Raw genomic sequence first — 17,665 nt, 5'->3', positions numbered from 1 at the left:
GTGGGGAGTCACTTCCGATCGGGGCGTGGGACCCAGAAGGGCCGCGCCGATCTTACGACCGCTTGGGGTATCGCTCCGCATCGAGACGTACGTCGTGCAGCCGCTGTGACGTGAGACGCACCGCGCGGGCGAGCATCGGCACGAACCGCTCCACCGGCGCGGCCCGCCCCGGCAGCCCCACCGAGATCGCGCCGACGGGGCCGTCGGGACCCACGATCGCGGCCCCGACCCCGCGCAGCTCCCAGGGCATGTCGTCGCTGGTGATCGCGATCCCGTGGCGGCAACGGATGGTGTGCAGCCGCTCGTGCAGGTGCCCGCTGGCGCGCCCGTCGAGCAGGATCCGGTCGACCTGCTCGGGGGGCAGTGCGGCGAGCATGGCACGGCCGGCGACGGCGTCCTCCGCGCGGTAGCGGGTGCCGATGGTCGTGGGGATGTCCGGCAGGTGCCGCCCGCCGACCTTGTCGAGCACCTCGACGCTGCTGCCCTCCAGCACGGTCAGGTGCACGACCGCGGAGGTCGCCGCGTGCAGCTCCTCGAGCGCCTCCGCGGCGGCCGCGCGCAGCGGCACGCTGCCCTCGACGCGGCGCCCCAGCTGCCGGGCGCGCGCACCGAGGCGGTAGCCGTGCGGGCCGTGCTCGAGCCAGTGCATCGCGATCAGCTGCGCCAACAGGCGGTACGTCGTGGAGCGCGGCAGCCCCGACAGGTCGGCGACCTCCTCGAGCAGCAGGTGGTCGGGGCCGACCAGGAACACGTCGAGGATCCGGGTGAGCCGCTCGACCATGCCCGCGCGGGCCTGCGGCCGGGGTCGCGCCTCGCCCTCGCCCATCGGGTCCCCCTCCCAGGTTCCAACCAGCGGGAACGAGTGTGACACAGCGCACACCCACCCCGGAGCCTGCCGCGCATGGCCCTCCACATCGCCGACCTCGTCGAGCACGCCGTCGACGCGGTCCCCGGCCGCGCCGCCCTCGTGGCCGGCGACGTCCGGCTCACCTACGCCCAGCTCGAGGCCGCCGCCAACCGGGTCGCCCACCACCTGCTCGACGCCGGCGTGCGGCCCGGCGACCACGTGGGGCTGATGGCCCGCAACACCGCCGAGCACGTCGTGGCGATGCTCGGGTGCTTCAAGGCGCGCGCGGTCCCGATCAACATCAACTACCGCTACGTCGCGGCCGAGCTGGACCACGTGCTCGGCGACTCCGGGATGGTCGCGCTCGTCCACGAGGCGCGCTACTCCCCGGTGCTCGATGAGGTGGTGCCCGCCCACGAGCGGCTGCGCCACGTGGTCGTCATCGACGACGGCACCGAGCCGCGCCCCACGGCGTACGACTGGACCTCGTGGGACGACGCGACGACCGGCCGGTCCGCGGAGCGCGACTTCGGCCCGCGCAGTCCCGACGACGTCTACATCGTCTACACCGGCGGCACCACCGGCTACCCCAAGGGCGTGATGTGGCGCCACGAGGACGTCTGGCGCACCCTCGGCGGCGGCCTCGACTTCGTCACCGGCGAGCCGATCGAGGAGCACGACCAGTCCCGCGCCGCCCTCACCGGGCCGCAGCTGACCTGCCTCCACCTCGGCCCGATCATGCACGCCAACGGCCAGTGGGGGATGCTCCTGCGCTTCTTCGGCGGCCACACCAACGTGCTGCTCGCGAAGTTCGACCCCGCCCAGGTCTGGCGCACCGTCGAGGCCGAGCGGGTCAACACCCTCTCGCTGATCGGCGACGCGATGGCCCGGCCGCTGATCGAGGAGCACGAGCGCGGGGCGTACGACGCCTCGAGCCTGGCCACCGTGACCAGCGCGGCCGCGATCTTCTCCGTCGAGGTCAAGGAGCGCTGGCTGCGCGAGCTGCCCGACGTGGTGGTGCTCGACGTGATCGGCTCCTCGGAGACCGGGATGACCGGCAACGGCCGGATCCGCACCGAGACCCTCGCCGACAAGGGCAGCCTGGTCGAGGTCGGCCCGGAGACGGTCGTGATCGACGAGGAGGACCGCATCCTCGACCTGGACGCGGACGTGGGCGCGATCGGTCGGATGGCCCGGCGAGGGAGCATCCCGCTCGGCTACCTCGGCGACCCGGAGAAGACCGCGCGGATCTTCCGCACCATCGACGGCGTGCGGCACGCGGTCCCCGGCGACTACGTGCAGATCGAGCCCGGCCGCCGGCTGACGCTGCTCGGGCGCGGCTCGGGCTGCATCAACACCGGCGGGGAGAAGGTCTACCCCGAGGAGGTCGAGGTCGCGCTCAAGTCGCACCCGGACGTCTTCGACGCCGTGGTCCTCGGCCTCCCGGACCCGACCTACGGCCAGCAGGTGGCGGCGCTGCTCCAGGCGCGCCCCGGCGCCCTGCTCGACGTGGAGGACGTACGCCGGCACCTGCGCACCCGCCTGTCGGGCTACAAGGTGCCGCGCACCGTGCACGTCGTCGCCCGGGTCCCGCGCCACGTCACCGGCAAGGCGGACTACCGGCAGGCCCGCGAGCTCGCGGACGCCCTGGCGCCCGAGCCCGCCGTGGCACCGGGGCCCGCGTCATGAGCTTCGTCGAGGTGGACCGCCCCGAGCCGGGCGTGGCGGTGGTGACGCTGAACCGCCCCGAGCGGATGAACGCGATGGCCTTCGACGTGATGGTCCCGGTGCGCGACCGGCTGGTGGGGCTCGGCCGCGACAACACGGTCCGGGCGGTGGTGCTCACCGGCGCCGGGACCGCCTTCTGCTCCGGGGCGGACCAGGAGTCCGCGGGCCGCCCGCCGTACGCCGACGGCCTGCCGCGCCCGGCGTACGCCCTGCGCTCGCTGGAGATGCTCGAGGACGTCGTGGGCACACTGCGCCGGATGCACCAGCCGGTCATCGCCGCGGTCAACGGGGCCGCGGTCGGCGGCGGGCTGTGCCTGGCGCTGGCCTGCGACCTGCGGATCGCCGGGAGCGGCGCGTACTTCCGCGCGGCGGGGATCAACAACGGCCTCACCGCGAGCGAGCTCGGGCTGAGCTACCTGCTGCCGCGGGCCGTGGGCTCGAGCCACGCCGCCGACCTGATGTTCACCGGGCGCGACGTCGACGCGGCCGAGGCGGCCCGGATCGGGCTGGTCTCCCGGGTCGCCGACCCGGTGCTGGCGGAGGCGGTGGCGATCGGCGTACGGATCGCGGAGCTCTCCCAGCCCGGCATCGAGCTCACCAAGAGGACCCTGCACGCCGGGATCGCGGCCGGCTCGCTGGAGAGCCACATGCCGGTCGAGGGGATCGGGCAGCTCTACCTGCGGCTGCTCACCGACAACTTCGAGGAGGCGACCCGCGCCCGCAAGGCCGGGCGCGCGGCGCGGTTCAGCGACGACCGCGCCGCGGACCAGCCCGCGGACCAGCCCGTGGACCAGCCCGTGGACCAGCCCGTGGACCAGGCAGGTGTCCAGGGCGCGGGCCCGGGGTAACGGCGCGGAAACGTTTCCGACCGAGAGGCACAACCCCGTGGCGACGTACGACTCCAACCTGCAGGCGGCAGTGGACGCGACCTCCCTGGCCAGGGACACCGGCGAGAAGGACCTGGTCGCCTACCTCAAGGAGCAGCTCACCGACCGCGACATCGAGACCAACGACCAGGCCTGGGTCGAGCGGACCGTCGAGCGGCTCCGCGAGAACCCGGACTACATGATCGAGGACGAGCCCGACGACTATCGCCCGCAAGGATGAGGTAGGCCGCTCGTCCGCACGCCGTTTGGCCCCGCGCGAGTGGGGCATTGAGAGTCGTCGGCCTCACCGAGGCCCCAGAGAAGGAGCCCCCACCGTGAACACTCGCACCATCGCCGTACTCGCCCTGGTCCTGGTCGTCATCGTGCTGCTGGTCCTGCTGCTCTGAGGTCGCCTGCGGTCGCCGACCCGCGTCCCGACGTCCGAGTGGCGGGGGACCGGGTCGGTCAGGCCGGACTGGTCAGGACCAGACCGGTCAGGCCAGGGCGCGATCCAGCGCCGCGGCGACGTGGAGCGTGGTGCTGGGGAACAGCGGGACGTCCGCGTCGGCCTGCTTGACCAGGAGCTCGAGCTCGGTGCAGCCGAGGATGACTCCGCCCGCGCCGGCGTCCCACAGCTCGTCGATCACCTGCACGAGCGTGCGGCGCGAGGAGTCCAGCGCCCGCCCGTGGACGAGCTCCTCATAGATGATCCGATCGATCTCCGCGTGCCGCGCCGCGTCCGGCACGTGCACCGTGAGGCCCTGCGCGGCCAGCCGGTCGGTGAAGAACGAGCGCGACATGGCGAACGACGTGCCCACGAAGCCCACCGAGGTGACCCCCTGCGCCGTGCAGGCCGCGGCGACCGTGTCGGCGAGGTGGAGCAGCGGGATGTCCACCGCGGCCTCGACCTGGTCGGCGACCCGGTGGAACGCGGTGGTGCACATCAGGAGGAAGTCCGCGCCGGCCCGCTCGACGCCGCGCGCGGCCTCGACCAGGACGGCGGCGACGTCGTCCCAGCGCTCGGCCTCCTGCAGGGCGGTGAGCTCGGCGAAGTCCACCGAGCTGAGCACCGTCCGGGCCGAGGCGAGGCCGCCGACCCGTTCCTCGACACCGCGGTTGAGAGCTTCGTAGTAGACGGCGCTGCTCTCCCAGCTCATGCCGCCGATCATCCCGATGGTCTGCACAGCAGAAGTGTGGCACCCGCCCGCGGTGAGCGCGGAGCAACGGGTGTGCACAACGAAAAAGACGTGCCGATACCGCTAACCAGTTCACCCTCGGGGGGTGGTGACTGGCACAATCGAAGGTGGTGAGTACCGACATCCGCAACCCTCGGTCTGCCGTCGCGCTACGAGTGCTGCGACCGGCAGCGCTTGAAGTCGTCTCTGTTTTGGTGCTCTTCGGCGTCTACAACCTCGGGCGCATCATCGCCACCGGTCGCGTGGCCTCCGCCGACGACAACGCGATCGCCATCGTGCGCTTCCAGAGGCTGCTGCAGCTGCCCGACGAGGCGTCCCTCCAGGCGTCGGCGCTCGGCGTGCACCACCTCGTCGGGCTCGCCGATCGCTACTACCTCGTGCACTTCCCGGTCACGATCGCCGTACTGGTCTACCTCTACCTTCGGCGCCGCGACGTCTACTACTGGGCCAAGCGGGCGCTGGTGCTGGCCACCGCGGCCGCGATGGTGATCCACATCGTGTGGCCGGTGACCCCGCCGCGGCTGCTCGAGGCCTCCGGGATGGTCGACACCGGCCAGAGGGCCGGCACCAGCGTCTACGGTGGCGGGCCGTTCGCCGCCATGGCCAACGAGTACGCCGCGATGCCGAGCCTGCACGTCGGCTGGGCGCTGCTGCTCGCCATGGTGCTGATGACGCTCACCACCAGCCGGTGGCGCGTGCTGTGGATGCTGCACCCGCTGCTGACCACCGTGACGGTCGTGGTGACCGCGAACCACTACATCCTCGACGCCGCCGCCGGTGCGCTGATCGTCGTGGTCGCGCTCGCGCTCAGCCGACCCGGTGGACCTTGTGCTGTGCGGCCTGGGCGCGGGGGCGGATCACCAGCTCGTCCACGTTGACGTGCGCCGGCCGGGTGAGCATCCACCCGATCGCGTCCGCGACGTCCTCGGCGACCAGCGGCTCCGGCACGCCGGCGTAGACCGCGTCGGCCCGGTCCTGGTCGCCGTCGAAGCGCACCAGTGAGAACTCCTCGGTGCGGACCATGCCGGGAGCGATCTCCATGACCCGCACCGGCTGGTCGAACAGCTCCAGGCGCAGGGTCTCGGTCACGACCTTGGTGCCGTGCTTGGCGGCGGTGTAGCCCGCGCCGCCCTCGTAGGCGGTCCGGCCAGCCGTCGAGCCGACGTTGAGGATGGCGCCGGCGCCGCTGGCGATGAGCGCGGGCAGCAGGGCGCGGGTGACCTGCATCAGGCCGATCACGTTGATGTCGTACATCCGGCGCCACTCCTCGGTGTCGGCCTCCGCGACCGGGCGCATGCCGAAGGCGCCACCGGCGTTGTTGACCAGCGCGTCCAGGCGGGGGCCGACCCGCTCGGCCAGCGCGGCGACGGACGCGGCGTCGGTGACGTCGCAGACCACCGCGGTGCCGCCGATCTCGGCGGCCAGCTCCTCGATCCGCTCGACGCGGCGGGCCGCGCAGAAGACGTGGTAGCCGGCGGCGGCCAGCGTGCGCGCGGTCGCGGCGCCGATGCCGCTGCTGGCGCCGGTGACGACGGCGGTGCGGGGGGCGGCGGTCTCAGGGGTGCTCATCGGGCCATTGTGCACTGGATCTGTCGACTTCGCCTCGGGGATCGCCGGGCATCTCGCGGAGTGATGCCGGTGCCGCGGAGAGACATGGCCTCCGAGATCATGGACATCGGGAATCTGCGGGCGTTCCCGGGTGTTCGCCCCGATGGACCGCTGGACCCGAGGAAGGACAGGCGTGGAGGACATTCGCGACGACGTCAGGCGCGTGGCGATGATCAGCCTGCACACCTCGCCCCTCGACCAGCCCGGCACCGGGGACGCCGGCGGCATGAACGTCTACGTCATCGAGCTCGCCCGGCGCCTCGCCCGCCAGGGCGTCGAGATCGACATCTTCACCCGCGCGACGAGCTCGGCGCTTCCGCCGCAGGTCTCCGCCGGCGACGGCATCTGCGTGCACCACGTGCCGGCCGGCCCGTTCGAGGGACTCACCAAGGCCGAGCTGCCGGCGCAGCTGTGCGTGTTCGCGCGCGAGGTGATGCGCGCCGAGGCCGTGCAGCCGGTCGGGCACTACGACGCGGTCCACTCCCACTACTGGCTCTCCGGCCAGGTCGGGGCGCTGGCCCGCGACCGCTGGGGGGTGCCGCTGGTGCACTCGATGCACACGATGGCCAAGGTCAAGAACGGCGCGCTCGCGGCCGGGGACACCCCCGAGCCGACGGCCCGGATCATCGGCGAGGAGCAGGTGGTCGCCGCGGCCGACATGCTCATCGCCAACACCGACCTCGAGGCCAAGCAGCTGATCAACCTCTACGACGCCGACGCCGGTCGCGTCGAGGTGGTGCACCCCGGCGTCGACCTCGGCGTCTTCCGCCCGATGGACCGGCTCGCCACCCGCCGGGAGCTCGGGCTGCCCGAGGACGCCCACGTGCTGCTGTTCGCCGGCCGCATCCAGCCGCTCAAGGCACCCGACGTGCTCCTGCGTGCCGTGGCGGTCATGCTCGAGCGTTCGCCCGGCCTGCGGGCGCGACTGGTCGTCCCGATCGTCGGAGGCCCCTCCGGCACCGGCCTGGAGCGCCCGGAGTCGCTGGCCGCGCTCGCGCGCGAGCTCGGCATCGCCGACGTGGTCCGCTTCGTCCCGCCGGTCACCCAGCCCGAGCTGGCGCGCTGGTACGCCGCCGCCACCGCGGTCGCGGTGCCGTCCTACAACGAGTCCTTCGGGCTGGTCGCCGCCGAGGCGCAGGCCACCGGCACGCCGGTGGTCGCCGCGGCGGTCGGCGGGCTCACCACCGTGGTGCGCGACCGGCACAGCGGGCTGCTGGTCGACGGCCACGCCCCCGATCGCTGGGCGGACGCGCTCTTCCGGGTGCTCGACGAGGACCTGCGGGTCCGACTGGAGGCCGGCGCGCTGGAGCAGGCCCGGGAGTTCTCCTGGGAGGCCACCGCGAGCCGCACCCTGGACGTCTACCGCCGCGCGGGCGCGCTGATGCGGGAGCCGGCCCTGTGAGCGGCCAGCAGAGCGCGGAGGCGGCCGCCGTCGTCCGTGAGCACCTCGCCGCCTCCGGCCTGGAGTACGACGAGGACCGGCCCGGGTTCTTCTCCTTCGCGCTGCCCGGTGAGAAGAAGCTCCAGACCGCCGTGCGCCTCGACGTGGGCGAGCACGCGCTGGGCCTGCACGCGTTCGTGTGCCGGCGCCCCGACGAGAACCACGAGCGTGTCTATCGCTGGCTGCTCGAGCGCAACCTGCGCCTGTACGCCGTGGCGTTCGCCGTCGACACGCACGGCGACATCTACCTCGACGCGCGCCTGCCGCTCGCGGCGGCGACCCCCGAGGAGCTCGACCGGCTGCTGGGCGCGGTGCTGAGCGCCGCCGACGACTCCTTCAACACCATCCTCGAGCTCGGCTTCGCCTCCTCGATCCGCAAGGAGTGGGAGTGGCGCAAGCTGCGCGGCGAGCCCACCCACAACCTCGAGGCCTTCCGCGGCTGGCTCGACCCCGCCCCCGAGGACTGACCCACCCCTCGCCGAGTCGGCCCTCATGGTGGGCGGCTCAGGGAGTCCTGGCCGGCGCGGCGGCGACGGTGCGGGGCTTGCGCCGGGACACCGCCACCCCGACCAGGGCGAGCGCGCCCCCGGCGTACGCCATCGTGGGCGGCGCCTCGGAGAGGAAGAGCACGCCCATCACGATCGTCAGCGGCGGCACCAGGTAGGTCGTGACGCCCAGGTTGCTGGCGCTCATGTGCGACAGCGCGTAGGCGTAGGTGCTGAACGCGATCGCGGTGGGGAAGACGCCGAGGTAGACCACCCACAGCACCGAGCTCAGCGGCGCGTCGGCCACCTCCCCGGCGAGCTGGCCGGCGAACGGCAGGCAGGAGACCGCGCCGACGGTGCAGGCCAGCCAGGTGACGTGCAGGCCGGAGAGGCGCGCGACCAGCGGCTTCTGGAGCACCAGGCTGATGGCGTAGACCCCCGCCGCGAGCAGGCACAGCAGTACGCCGACCAGGTCGCGCTCGTTGCCCTCGGAGGTGGACATGCTGATCAGCGCGACGCCGGCGAAGGCGAGCGCGAGGCCGACCCCGAGGTAGGCCGTGAACCGCTCGCCGAGGAACATCGCGGCCAGCAGCGCGATCAGCACCGGCGCGACCTGGATCAGCATGGCGGCCGTGCCGGCGTCGACGCGCTGCTCGCCCTCGTTGAGCGCCACGTTGTAGACGCCGAACCACAGCACGCCGATGGCCACGATCGAGACCCACTCACGCCGCGTGGGTCGGGGCAGCCCCTTCGGCAGGGCGACCGCGGCGAGGACCAGTGCCCCCACGAGCAGGCGGCCCAGCGACAGCGCGCCGGGGGAGAAGTCGTCGGCGAGGTGGCGGATCGCCACGAACGCCGAGGCCCAGCACAGCAGCGTGACCGCCACCGCGGCCAGCGGCAGCCAGCCCGCCGTCGAGGTGGCGGGGTCCGCAGGAGTGCCGGCGTCGCGGGAGCCGGAGCCGGAGCCGGCGGAGCGGTCGAGGGGAGTGCGCACCGACCGATCCTAGGAACTCCGGATACCCCGGGTCTCGCGGATTCCGGACAGCGCACCGCGAGATCCCGCCACGCCCCGCCGTACGGCGCCACAAGCCCCGACTCGGGCAACCACAAGCCCCGACTCGGCGAGTGGGTCAGAGGTCGAGCTTGTAGCCCAGCCCGCGGACGGTGACCAGGTAGCGCGGGTCGCTCGGGTCGGGCTCGAGCTTGCTGCGCAGCCGCTTGACGTGGACGTCGAGGGTCTTGGTGTCGCCCACGTAGTCCGAGCCCCACACGCGGTCGATCAGCTGCCCGCGGGTGAGCACCCGACCGGGGTTGCGCAGGAACATCTCCAGCAGCTCGAACTCCTTGAGCGGCAGGCGCTGCTCCACGCCGTCGACGGTGACGATGTGCCGCTCGACGTCCATGCGCACCGGGCCGGCCTCGAGCGCCGCGGGCGCGCTCTCGGGCTCGTGGCCGCGGCGCAGGACCGCGCGGATGCGGGCGACCAGCTCGCGGGGGGAGTAGGGCTTGGTGACGTAGTCGTCGGCGCCCAGCTCCAGCCCGACGACCTTGTCGACCTCGTCGTCCTTGGCGCTGACCATGATCACCGGGACGTTGGAGGTGGCCCGGATCTGGCGGCACACCTCCGTGCCCGGCAGCCCCGGCAGCATCAGGTCGAGCAGCACGATGTCCGCGCCGTTGCGGTCGAACTCGGCGAGGGCGGCGTTCCCGTCGGCCGCGACCGCGACCTCGAAGCCCTCCTTGCGCAGCATGTAGGCGAGTGCCTCGCTGTAGCTCTCTTCGTCCTCGACGACGAGTACCCGGCTCACGGGCGGTCCTCCTGCTTCATCTCGGCACCGAAGTGCTGGGGAAGGGTCAGGGTGAAGGTGGAGCCCTGGCCCTCGATGGACCACACCCGGACCTCCCCTCCGTGTGTGGCGGCAACGTGCTTGACGATCGACAGGCCGAGCCCGGTGCCGCCGGTGGAGCGGTGGCGGGCCGGATCGACGCGGTAGAAGCGCTCGAAGATCCGGTCGATCTCGTGCGAGGGGATGCCGATGCCCTGGTCGACCACCGAGACCTCGACGGTGCCGTCCTCGGTGGCCTTGCGCCCGACGACCACCGAGGAGTCGGGCTCGGAGTAGGCGATGGCGTTGGCGACCAGGTTGGTGACCGCGGCGGTCACCTGCTCCTGGCTGCCGAAGACCTGGAGCCCCGGCGTACCGCGGGTGTGCACCCGGATGCCGCGGGACTCCGCGTCGATCTTGCTGGTGTCGACCGCGGCGGCGACGACGTCGTCGAGGTCGACCACCGAGGGCGCCTCGAGCGGGTCGTCGGCCTGGAGGCGCGAGAGCTCGATGATCTGCTGCACCAGCGCGGTCAGCCGGTCGCTCTCGGTGAGCATCCGGGAGGCGAAGCGGACCACGGCCTCGGGGTCGTCGGAGGCGTGGGTGACGGCCTCGGAGAGCAGCCGGATGGCCCCGACGGGGGTCTTCAGCTCGTGGCTGACGTTGGCGACGAAGTCGCGGCGTACCGCCTCGACCCGGCGCTCGCGGGTGCGGTCCTCGACGAGCGCCAGCATCAGGCGGGGGCTGAGCGGGGCGACGCGGGCGGTGACGTGCCGGGCGGGGGCGCCGCGGCGCTCGATGACCAGCTCGGTGTCGCGGATCTGGCCGTCGCGGCGGACCTGGCGCACCACGTCGGCGAGCTCGTCGGAGGCCAGCCGGTGCCCGCGCACCAGGCCCAGCGCGTACGCCGGGGCGGAGGCCTTGAGCACCACGTCGGCCTCGTCCACGACGACCGCGCTGCTGCGCAGCACCGAGAGCACGGTGGCGACGCCGGGCGGGACCAGCGGCTCCTCGGCCGGGGTGACCCGGCGCTGCTGGCGGTCGCTGACGTGCCAGGCGAGCACGGCGCCGCCGGCGACGATGGCCCCCATGACGGCGGCAAGAAACGCCTGGGTCGTTGGGTCCACGACCTCAGCGTACGGCGGTCCCGCGGTTTCGGTCGCGCGGACCGCTCCGGCTTCGCAACGTTCATCTCTCGTTCACGAGGTCACCCCGATCCGTCACCTCCAGTGGTTACGGTCGCTCCATGCGTGATCTCTTCAACGACCAGCTCGACCGGATGATCGCCGACCTGGCCAGCATCTGCGACGACGTCCGGACATCCGTGCACGACGCCACGACGGCTCTGCTGACCGGCGACGCCGCCGTGGCGGAGCGGGTGATCAGCGCCGACGACGCCATCGATGCGGCCCGCGAGCGGCTGGAGGACGCGGCGTTCTCGCTGCTGCTGCTCCAGCAGCCGGTCGCCCGCGACCTGCGCACGATCGTGTCCGCGCTGCGGATGGTCAGCGAGCTCGAGCGGATGGGCGACCTGTCGGTGCACGTCGCGAAGGTGGCCCGCCTGCGGGTGCCCCACATGGCGGTCCCCGACGACGTGCGCCCCACGATCGAGCGGATGGCCGAGGTGGCCGAGACCATGGTCAGCGAGGTGCGCCAGGTCATCGCCCAGCGCGACGTCGAGGCGGCCATCGAGCTCGGCCGCGCCGACGAGGAGATGGACGAGCTGCGCCGCGAGAGCTTCACCCAGCTGCTCGCCGAGGACTGGCCGCACGGCGTCGAGGCCGCGGTCGACCTGGCCCTGCTGGGGCGCTACTACGAGCGCATCGCCGACCACGCCGTCTCCATCGCCCGCCGCGTGGTCTTCGTCGTCACGGGGGAGGACCCGCGGTCGGTGGAGGTGTGACCCCCACCAACAGGTAGTTCGTGACGTTGGGGACTGTGGAGAACGTCATCCACCGTCCCCAACGTCACGAACTACCTCGCGGTGTCGTGCGCGCTCGGGGAGCGTCGGTCGTCAGCGACCCTGGTTCGCGACCGCCGCGGCAGCCTCGGCGGCCGCCTCGGGGTCGAGGTAGACGCCACCGCGGACGGTGGGCCGCAGGTCGTCGTCGAGCTCGTAGCGCAGCGGCATGCCGGTGGGGATGTTGAGCCCGGCGATGTCCTCGTCGCTGATCTGGTCGAGGTGCTTGACCAGCGCGCGCAGGCTGTTGCCGTGCGCCGCGATCAGGACCGTGCGACCGGCGCGCAGGTCGGGGACGACCTCGCTCTCCCAGTACGGCAGGAAGCGCGCGATGACGTCCTTGAGGCACTCGGTGCGCGGCATCTCGGCGCCGAGGTCGGCGTAGCGCGGGTCGCCGACCTGGGAGAACTCATCGGCGTCGTCCAGCGGCGGGGGAGGCGTGTCGAAGGAGCGGCGCCAGAGCATGAACTGCTCCTCGCCGTACTGCTCCTTGACCTGCTTCTTGTCCTTGCCCTGGAGGGCGCCGTAGTGGCGCTCGTTGAGGCGCCAGGAGCGCTTCACGGGGATCCAGTGGCGGTCGCAGGCGTCCAGCGCGATCGCGGCGGTGGTGATCGCGCGACGCTGCAGGGAGGTGTGCACGATGTCGGGCAGCAGGCCCGCCTCGCGCATGAGTACGCCGCCACGCTCGGCCTCGCCGCGACCCTTGTCGGTCAGGGCCACGTCGACCCAGCCGGTGAAGAGGTTCTTGGCGTTCCACTCGCTCTCGCCGTGGCGCAGCAGGATCAGCGTGGCAGCCATCAGTGGTCGCTCCCGCTCTCGCTGTGGGGGTCGGGGAACTCGCAGGAGTACGCCTCCGCCAGGTCCTCGCCCTTGCCGGTCTTGACGGAGGTGTCCATGCCCTCGAAGGAGTCGCAGTTGGTCACGACCGGGACGTTGACCTCTACGGCCTCGCCCGTGTCGAACTCCAGCTGCAGCGCGACGTGGCCGCCCGCGGCGACGTCGCCGTCGAGGTGGATGTCCTCGTCGGCGAGGTTCACGTAGCCGCGCGGCGGGATCTCGAGCTCGTTGAGCCCCTTGACGTTGACGCCCTCGCCCGCGACGGAGACCAGCGTGCGCGGCTCCTGGGGGTCGTTGTTGGAGAGACCGGCGACGAAGGTGCCGCTGCCGGGCTGGGCCGCGACGACCACGGCGCCGACGACGTCGACATCCGCGTCGCGGTTGTTGGTGCCGGCGGCCGGGGTGTAGACCCGGTCGGTCGCGTAGTCGAACCCGCACGAGCTGAGGACGGGGACGGCCAGCACGGTGGCGCTCACGGCCAGGGTGAGCTTGCGGCGCAGGTGCATTCGGGGTGCCTTCGTGGTCGAGCGGGCAGAACGTCGCCAGCCTATCGCCCGCTCGCGCCCCGTCTCGGCCGGGTCGCCTGTGGTGGTTGGGGGCGGAGCGGCGGGGTCAGCGGGCCAGGCCGACCTGGGTGCCGACGACGCCCAGCGCGCCGATCACGAGCAGCAGGTAGACGGTGGCCACGGTGAGCAGCCGCGACGCGCCCAGACGCAGGCCGAGGCGCAGCGGCAGCGAGCGCCAGCCGTCGGCGTTGTCGGGCACCAGGCCCCACAGGGAGACCAGCAGGTGCACGCCGATGCCGAGGAACGCGGCGAGGACGACCATCACCGGCTCGGGCGCCGAGCCGGTGTCGGCGCCGCCCCACCCGCCGTAGGAGAGGTACGCCGGGTAGAGGGCGTAGGAGGCCGCCCAGGGCAGCCAGGACAGCAGTCCGCGGCGCAGCACCAGGTTGCCGAGCATGCCGATGGCCAGGGAGACGAGGTAGCACAGCCCGGCCGTGACGCCGGTGGCCACGGAGAGGGGCACGACCAGCAGCACGGCGCACAGGAGCGCGAACCAGGTGGTGCCCGGGTCGAGCAGGCCCTGCGCGATCGGCTTGCCGGGCAGGTCGTGGCGCCGGTCCCGCTCGCGGTCGACCAGGTCGTTGTGCCAGCCCAGGATGGTCTGGCCGACCAGGACTGTCGCGAGCACGACGCCGGCCTCGCGTGCCGGTCGCCCGCTGATCGCCGCGGCCGCGGCCAGGCCCACCGCGGTGAGCACGCCCTGCTTGGCGTGCGCGGCGCGCAGCAGCAGCAACGGGGTCGCGTCCGCGACCCGACGACGTCCGGGCGCGGTGCCCGGGGGCTCGTCGTCGTCCGGGTGGGCGGCGGTGTGCGGCAGGTCGGTCCCGAGATCGGTGTCGCCCGCCTCCGCCACCGTGGATCGCCGGCGCCAGGGCATGGGTTTCGCCATGTCCGGCAGTATCGGTCACGCCTGCCGCGAGGGGGTGCAACTACCGCTTTCACCAGCGGTTTTCCCGGTTTTGTCCCAACCGACGAGATGGCGTCCACCACACGGTCGGCGGGCCTGTCAAGCCTCCTCTGGGGTGCTTAGCCGCGCTGACCTGCGGAAACGTCTCCGATGTCGACGCTGACACGTGTTAGACTGCTTCCCTAGGAAGGGGAACCTGACATATGTCTTTCACCGTGGGCGAAACGGTCGTCTATCCGAATCATGGGGCCGCGGTCATCGAGAACATCGAGACCCGCAAGATCAAGGGAGAGGACCGGGAGTACCTTGTCCTGCGCATCGTGGCGCAGCAGGACCTGGTGGTACGCGTCCCGGCTGACAACCTCGACCTCGTCGGCGTCCGTGACGTCGTCGACAAGGAGGGCCTCGACCGCGTGTTCGACGTGCTCCGTGCCGCGCAGGTCGAGGAGCCGACCAACTGGTCGCGTCGTTACAAGGCGAACCTCGAGAAGCTGCACAGCGGCGACGTCATGAAGGTGGCCGAGGTCGTGCGCGACCTGTGGCGCCGTGAGCGGGACCGCGGCCTGTCGGCCGGCGAGAAGCGGATGCTGGCCAAGGCGCGCCAGATCCTCGTCTCCGAGCTGGCCCTGGCCGAGCGGACCAACGAGGACAAGGCCGAGGCCATCCTCGACGAGGTGCTCGCCTCCTGATCCACGCCGGCTGCCGACCCTCACGGGTCGCGGCCGGCCCCGCGACGGCCCCCTGGTGAAGACCCGGGGGCCGTCGGCGTTTCCCGACCGCCTCGCCCCTACGGTGGGTGCCATGACTGAGCTGGGCGCCACGGAGCCGGACCACACGGGGCTCGACGAGGACTGGCGCGCCTCGGCGCTGCCGGCGCTCGGGGTCGTCCTGGACGAGGGGCGCGGCGCGCTGCCCTTCGCGCTGCTGCACGGCGAGGCGCTCGTGGCGTGCGCGTCGTGGGCCCTGGGCGAGGCCCAGGTGACGACGGTCGACCTCGGTACGCCGTGGTGGGCGGTGCAGGAGACCGACGAACCGCTGGTCCTGCACGACGTGCTGTGCCCGATGACGCCCGCGGAGTTCATCGCCGGCTGCGTGACGCGCGCCGTCGAGGAGGACGTGGTGGTCGTGGGCGTGCGCCCGGTCACCGACACCGTCAAGCACGTCGAGTCCGGCTTCGTCGGGGAGACCGTCGACCGGGCCGGCCTGCTGGCGGTCGTCTCGCCGCTGGTGCTGCCGGCCTCCGTGGTCGCGGCCCTCCCGGACTGGCCCGGCGACGACCTGGCCGCGCTCGTCGACGTACTCGCCCGGGAGCACACGGTGGTGCCCGTCGAGGCGCCGCCGACCGCTCGCCGGGTGACCAGCGAGGAGGACGTGCGCGTCCTCGAGGCGCTGACCCGCCCGGAGGGCGACGGCGGCGACCTGCTCGGCGAGCTGCGCTGAGCCGCGTCAGGCAGGTCAGGCAGGTCAGGCAGGTCAGTCCAGGAGCGCAGCCGCGAGGGCGACGTCCTCGGGGAAGGTGATCTTGAGGTTGCGCGGACCGCTCGGCACGGCCGCGATCCGGACGTCGCTGTAGCGCGCGAGGCAGCCGGCGGTGTCGGTGGCCTCGAAGCCGTCCGTGGCCGCGGCGGTGTAGGAGGCCAGCAGCTCGCGCGAGCGGAACGCCTGCGGCGTCTGGACGCCGGCCAGCGGCCCCGGGACGGTGCGCAGGTCGGTGGTGAGCAGCCCGGACAGCGGCGCGACCGGCAGCGCGCCCCCGTGGATGCGTGCCGCGCTGGTCACCGCGGCGAACAGGTCGGTGTCGGCCAGCGGACGGGCGCCGTCGTGCACGGCGACCACCTCGATCTCGCCGGACTCGATGTGCGGGGCGAGCACGCGCACGGCGTTCCACTCCGAGGCGTGCCGGGTCTCCCCGCCGGTGACGACCACGACCTCCCGGTCGCCCAGGTGCGGGGCGACGCTCGCGGAGACCGCCTCGAGCTCGCCGGGTCGTACGACGAGCACCACCTGGCGCACTCCGGGCAGGTCCAGCGCGGCGCGGAGCGACCAGGCCAGCACCGGGCGCCCGTGCAGCGGCAGCAGCACCTTGTTGGTCGCGGCACCCACCCGCGACCCGGACCCGGCCCCGAGGACGACGACGGCAGAAGCTGGCATGTCGCTCACGGGCCCCGAGGCTACCGGCCCGGGCCGCCGCGCCGGCGCGGGCCAAGACGGGAGCCGGGTCAGGGTTTTCCTGGTCGTTACATGGCGAAACAGGGGCCGAACACGGCGGACCTACGTTCGGGAGCCTGAAGGAGGCCCCATGTGCTCGCTCCCCCCGAACCATCCGCCCGCGCTCCATCCGCGCCGTCCGCCCGCGGAGACCCCCGTCCCGGGGCCGCCTCGATGACGCCGCGTCCCTCCGCGGCGGAGGAGTGGCAGCCGGTCTGCCAGTTCAGCGATCTCGAGGCCGAGCGCGGCGCGACAGCCCTGGTGCACGGCCAGGCGGTCGCGATCTTCCGCACCGCCGACGACCGGGTCTACGCCCTCGGCAACCACGACCCGTTCGCGAAGGCCTCGGTGATCGCCCGCGGCATCGTGGGCACGCGCGGCGGGGTGCCGTTCGTCGGCTCCCCGGCGCACCGCCACGCCTTCGACCTGCGCAGCGGGCGGTGCCTGGAGGACTCCCACGTCTCGGTCCCGGTGTACGCCGTGAAGGTGGTCGACGGGGTCGTGCTGGTCGGCTCCCGCAAGCAGGTCGACGCCGCCTGAGCCGCACGGACCTCGGGCCGGCCCGCGGTCCCGACCCGCCCCACCCTGGAGGAGGCAGCGATGAGACTGGTGACCGTGGCCCGGCGTACCGGCGTGCCGAACCGGGTCGCCCACGAGGTGACCGAACGAGCCGCGCACGCCCTGGGCGTGCCCGGGGTGGTCTCCTACGACCCGGTCGTCGGTGACCCCGCGAGCATCGTGGTCCCGCTGCTGCTCTCCTCGGCCCACGACCTGACGGTGCCGCCGCTCGGCCCGCACCCGCTGATCGCCGCCGCCCAGGCGGCGCGGCTGGTGAGGGCCGGCGCGCGCTCCGGGACGCCGGTGGTGATGGTCGCCCGGGGCGCCCATGGGCCCGGCATCGCCGGCCACCTCGAGCGCGCCGTGGAGCTGCTCGCGAACAGCTGGACCGGCCCGGTCGAGCTGGCGACGCTCACCGGTCCCGGGCCGCGGCCCGAGGAGCTGGTACGCCGCCGGGTGGCGGTCTCGCCGTACCTGCTCTCGCCCGGGACCGACGCGGACCGGATCCGCGGGGTCGCCCGGGGCGCCGGCGCCACGGTCGTGGCCGACGTCGTGGGCGCGCACCGGTTCCTCACCGACCTGGTCGTCCGCCGGTTCCGGGTCGGGCTCGCGCGGTCCCGGGCGGCCTGAGC

21 protein-coding genes are annotated in these 17,665 nt (G+C 73.1%); 11 read left to right on the top strand and 10 right to left on the bottom strand.

Going from position 1 to position 17,665, the window contains the following annotated elements:
* Positions 1-52: 52 nt before the first annotated feature.
* Entirely contained in the window at positions 53-826 is a 774-nt protein-coding gene (locus HBO46_RS17965; protein ID WP_166134150.1) for an IclR family transcriptional regulator, read from the bottom strand.
* Positions 827-901: 75 nt separating this feature from the next.
* On the opposite strand from HBO46_RS17965, the gene HBO46_RS17960 reads away from it, so the two are divergent.
* The 3 genes from HBO46_RS17960 to HBO46_RS17950 are packed head-to-tail and all read left to right on the top strand — an operon-like array spanning position 902 to position 3,682.
* A complete protein-coding gene (locus HBO46_RS17960; RefSeq protein ID WP_166134148.1) occupies positions 902-2,536 on the top strand; it encodes an acyl-CoA synthetase in 1,635 nt (544 codons plus the stop codon).
* Positions 2,533-3,423, top strand: coding sequence for an enoyl-CoA hydratase (locus tag HBO46_RS17955; protein ID WP_166134146.1), 891 nt, complete (start codon positions 2,533-2,535; stop codon positions 3,421-3,423). Before HBO46_RS17960 ends, HBO46_RS17955 begins: the two co-directional genes overlap by 4 nt.
* A gap of 37 nt (positions 3,424-3,460) precedes the next feature.
* Positions 3,461-3,682 (top strand): hypothetical protein, encoded by a 222-nt coding sequence (locus HBO46_RS17950; protein WP_166134144.1) that lies wholly within the window; start codon positions 3,461-3,463, stop codon positions 3,680-3,682.
* 253 nt (positions 3,683-3,935) lie between these two features.
* On the opposite strand, the gene HBO46_RS17945 is transcribed toward HBO46_RS17950, so the two are convergent.
* Positions 3,936-4,625 carry an aspartate/glutamate racemase family protein gene (locus HBO46_RS17945; RefSeq protein ID WP_166134142.1) on the bottom strand — a complete coding sequence of 230 codons (690 nt, stop codon included), beginning with the start codon at positions 4,623-4,625 and terminating at the stop codon, positions 3,936-3,938.
* A gap of 206 nt (positions 4,626-4,831) precedes the next feature.
* On the opposite strand from HBO46_RS17945, the gene HBO46_RS17940 reads away from it, so the two are divergent.
* Positions 4,832-5,515 (top strand): phosphatase PAP2 family protein, encoded by a 684-nt coding sequence (locus HBO46_RS17940; protein ID WP_166134140.1) that lies wholly within the window; start codon positions 4,832-4,834, stop codon positions 5,513-5,515.
* On the opposite strand, the gene HBO46_RS17935 is transcribed toward HBO46_RS17940, so the two are convergent.
* Positions 5,445-6,206 (bottom strand): SDR family NAD(P)-dependent oxidoreductase, encoded by a 762-nt coding sequence (locus HBO46_RS17935; protein ID WP_166134138.1) that lies wholly within the window; start codon positions 6,204-6,206, stop codon positions 5,445-5,447. The genes HBO46_RS17940 and HBO46_RS17935 overlap by 71 nt on opposite strands.
* Before the next feature lie 172 nt (positions 6,207-6,378).
* Here HBO46_RS17935 and mshA point away from each other — a divergent pair, with 172 nt between their 5' ends.
* Positions 6,379-7,647: a D-inositol-3-phosphate glycosyltransferase gene (mshA, locus tag HBO46_RS17930; protein WP_449866939.1), complete on the top strand. Its 1,269-nt coding sequence runs from the start codon at positions 6,379-6,381 to the stop codon at positions 7,645-7,647.
* On the top strand, positions 7,644-8,153 hold the full coding sequence (locus tag HBO46_RS17925) for a type III secretion system chaperone family protein (RefSeq protein WP_166134134.1): 510 nt from the start codon (positions 7,644-7,646) through the stop codon (positions 8,151-8,153). Before mshA ends, HBO46_RS17925 begins: the two co-directional genes overlap by 4 nt.
* 37 nt (positions 8,154-8,190) lie before the next feature.
* On the opposite strand, the gene HBO46_RS17920 is transcribed toward HBO46_RS17925, so the two are convergent.
* From HBO46_RS17920 to HBO46_RS17910, 3 genes are all read right to left on the bottom strand, one after another.
* Positions 8,191-9,165 carry a DMT family transporter gene (locus HBO46_RS17920; protein WP_224769222.1) on the bottom strand — a complete coding sequence of 325 codons (975 nt, stop codon included), beginning with the start codon at positions 9,163-9,165 and terminating at the stop codon, positions 8,191-8,193.
* Positions 9,166-9,301: 136 nt separating this feature from the next.
* Positions 9,302-9,979, bottom strand: a complete 678-nt coding sequence (locus tag HBO46_RS17915) for a response regulator transcription factor (RefSeq protein ID WP_166134132.1) — start codon at positions 9,977-9,979, stop codon at positions 9,302-9,304.
* Positions 9,976-11,124, bottom strand: coding sequence for a sensor histidine kinase (locus HBO46_RS17910; protein ID WP_166134130.1), 1,149 nt, complete (start codon positions 11,122-11,124; stop codon positions 9,976-9,978). The genes HBO46_RS17915 and HBO46_RS17910 overlap by 4 nt, the downstream gene beginning before the upstream one ends.
* A 119-nt stretch (positions 11,125-11,243) precedes the next feature.
* Between HBO46_RS17910 and phoU the strand changes: the two genes are divergently transcribed.
* The gene (gene phoU, locus HBO46_RS17905; protein WP_166134128.1) at positions 11,244-11,900 is read left to right on the top strand and encodes a phosphate signaling complex protein PhoU; all 657 of its coding nucleotides are present in this window, start codon (positions 11,244-11,246) and stop codon (positions 11,898-11,900) included.
* Positions 11,901-12,011: 111 nt separating this feature from the next.
* Here the strand turns inward: phoU and HBO46_RS17900 are convergent, their stop codons facing one another.
* The 3 genes from HBO46_RS17900 to HBO46_RS17890 all read right to left on the bottom strand — a co-directional run bounded on the left by HBO46_RS17900 (position 12,012) and on the right by HBO46_RS17890 (position 14,249).
* Positions 12,012-12,755, bottom strand: a complete 744-nt coding sequence (locus HBO46_RS17900) for a phosphoglyceromutase (protein ID WP_166134126.1) — start codon at positions 12,753-12,755, stop codon at positions 12,012-12,014.
* Complete coding sequence (locus HBO46_RS17895; RefSeq protein ID WP_166134124.1) at positions 12,755-13,300, bottom strand: copper chaperone PCu(A)C; 546 nt, start codon at positions 13,298-13,300, stop codon at positions 12,755-12,757. Before HBO46_RS17895 ends, HBO46_RS17900 begins: the two co-directional genes overlap by 1 nt.
* A gap of 106 nt (positions 13,301-13,406) precedes the next feature.
* Positions 13,407-14,249 carry a UbiA family prenyltransferase gene (locus HBO46_RS17890; RefSeq protein WP_166134122.1) on the bottom strand — a complete coding sequence of 281 codons (843 nt, stop codon included), beginning with the start codon at positions 14,247-14,249 and terminating at the stop codon, positions 13,407-13,409.
* Between the two features lie 221 nt (positions 14,250-14,470).
* On the opposite strand from HBO46_RS17890, the gene HBO46_RS17885 reads away from it, so the two are divergent.
* Both HBO46_RS17885 and HBO46_RS17880 read left to right on the top strand, forming a co-directional pair.
* Complete coding sequence (locus HBO46_RS17885) at positions 14,471-14,956, top strand: CarD family transcriptional regulator (RefSeq protein ID WP_166134120.1); 486 nt, start codon at positions 14,471-14,473, stop codon at positions 14,954-14,956.
* A 112-nt stretch (positions 14,957-15,068) separates the two neighbouring features.
* Positions 15,069-15,707: a 2-C-methyl-D-erythritol 4-phosphate cytidylyltransferase gene (locus tag HBO46_RS17880; protein WP_166134118.1), complete on the top strand. Its 639-nt coding sequence runs from the start codon at positions 15,069-15,071 to the stop codon at positions 15,705-15,707.
* Positions 15,708-15,740: 33 nt separating this feature from the next.
* Here the strand turns inward: HBO46_RS17880 and HBO46_RS17875 are convergent, their stop codons facing one another.
* A complete protein-coding gene (locus tag HBO46_RS17875) occupies positions 15,741-16,418 on the bottom strand; it encodes an IspD/TarI family cytidylyltransferase (protein WP_166136098.1) in 678 nt (225 codons plus the stop codon).
* A gap of 231 nt (positions 16,419-16,649) precedes the next feature.
* Here HBO46_RS17875 and nirD point away from each other — a divergent pair, with 231 nt between their 5' ends.
* Both nirD and HBO46_RS17865 read left to right on the top strand, forming a co-directional pair.
* Positions 16,650-17,015, top strand: a complete 366-nt coding sequence (gene nirD / locus HBO46_RS17870) for a nitrite reductase small subunit NirD (protein WP_166134116.1) — start codon at positions 16,650-16,652, stop codon at positions 17,013-17,015.
* 60 nt (positions 17,016-17,075) lie between these two features.
* A complete protein-coding gene (locus HBO46_RS17865; protein WP_166134114.1) occupies positions 17,076-17,663 on the top strand; it encodes a sirohydrochlorin chelatase in 588 nt (195 codons plus the stop codon).
* Positions 17,664-17,665 lie beyond the last annotated feature (2 nt).

The organism is Nocardioides ochotonae (genome assembly GCF_011420305.2).
In the GTDB taxonomy this organism is placed as follows: domain Bacteria; phylum Actinomycetota; class Actinomycetes; order Propionibacteriales; family Nocardioidaceae; genus Nocardioides; species Nocardioides ochotonae.
The sequence above is the reverse complement of the archived record's forward strand: the minus strand, read 5'-3'. Positions and strand labels throughout refer to the sequence as shown.

Excerpts from the sequence above, each read along its gene's own strand:
- HBO46_RS17965 (WP_166134150.1), bottom strand. The coding sequence starts at position 826 with ATGGGCGAGGGCGAGGCGCGACCCCGGCCGCAGGCCCGCGCGGGCATG.
- HBO46_RS17960 (WP_166134148.1), top strand. The coding sequence starts at position 902 with ATGGCCCTCCACATCGCCGACCTCGTCGAGCACGCCGTCGACGCGGTC.
- HBO46_RS17955 (WP_166134146.1), top strand. The coding sequence starts at position 2,533 with ATGAGCTTCGTCGAGGTGGACCGCCCCGAGCCGGGCGTGGCGGTGGTG.
- HBO46_RS17935 (WP_166134138.1), bottom strand. The coding sequence starts at position 6,206 with ATGAGCACCCCTGAGACCGCCGCCCCCCGCACCGCCGTCGTCACCGGC.
- phoU (WP_166134128.1), top strand. The coding sequence starts at position 11,244 with ATGCGTGATCTCTTCAACGACCAGCTCGACCGGATGATCGCCGACCTG.
- HBO46_RS17900 (WP_166134126.1), bottom strand. The coding sequence starts at position 12,755 with ATGGCTGCCACGCTGATCCTGCTGCGCCACGGCGAGAGCGAGTGGAAC.
- HBO46_RS17895 (WP_166134124.1), bottom strand. The coding sequence starts at position 13,300 with ATGCACCTGCGCCGCAAGCTCACCCTGGCCGTGAGCGCCACCGTGCTG.
- HBO46_RS17890 (WP_166134122.1), bottom strand. The coding sequence starts at position 14,249 with ATGGCGAAACCCATGCCCTGGCGCCGGCGATCCACGGTGGCGGAGGCG.
- HBO46_RS17885 (WP_166134120.1), top strand. The coding sequence starts at position 14,471 with ATGTCTTTCACCGTGGGCGAAACGGTCGTCTATCCGAATCATGGGGCC.
- HBO46_RS17880 (WP_166134118.1), top strand. The coding sequence starts at position 15,069 with ATGACTGAGCTGGGCGCCACGGAGCCGGACCACACGGGGCTCGACGAG.
- HBO46_RS17875 (WP_166136098.1), bottom strand. The coding sequence starts at position 16,418 with ATGCCAGCTTCTGCCGTCGTCGTCCTCGGGGCCGGGTCCGGGTCGCGG.
- nirD (WP_166134116.1), top strand. The coding sequence starts at position 16,650 with ATGACGCCGCGTCCCTCCGCGGCGGAGGAGTGGCAGCCGGTCTGCCAG.
- HBO46_RS17865 (WP_166134114.1), top strand. The coding sequence starts at position 17,076 with ATGAGACTGGTGACCGTGGCCCGGCGTACCGGCGTGCCGAACCGGGTC.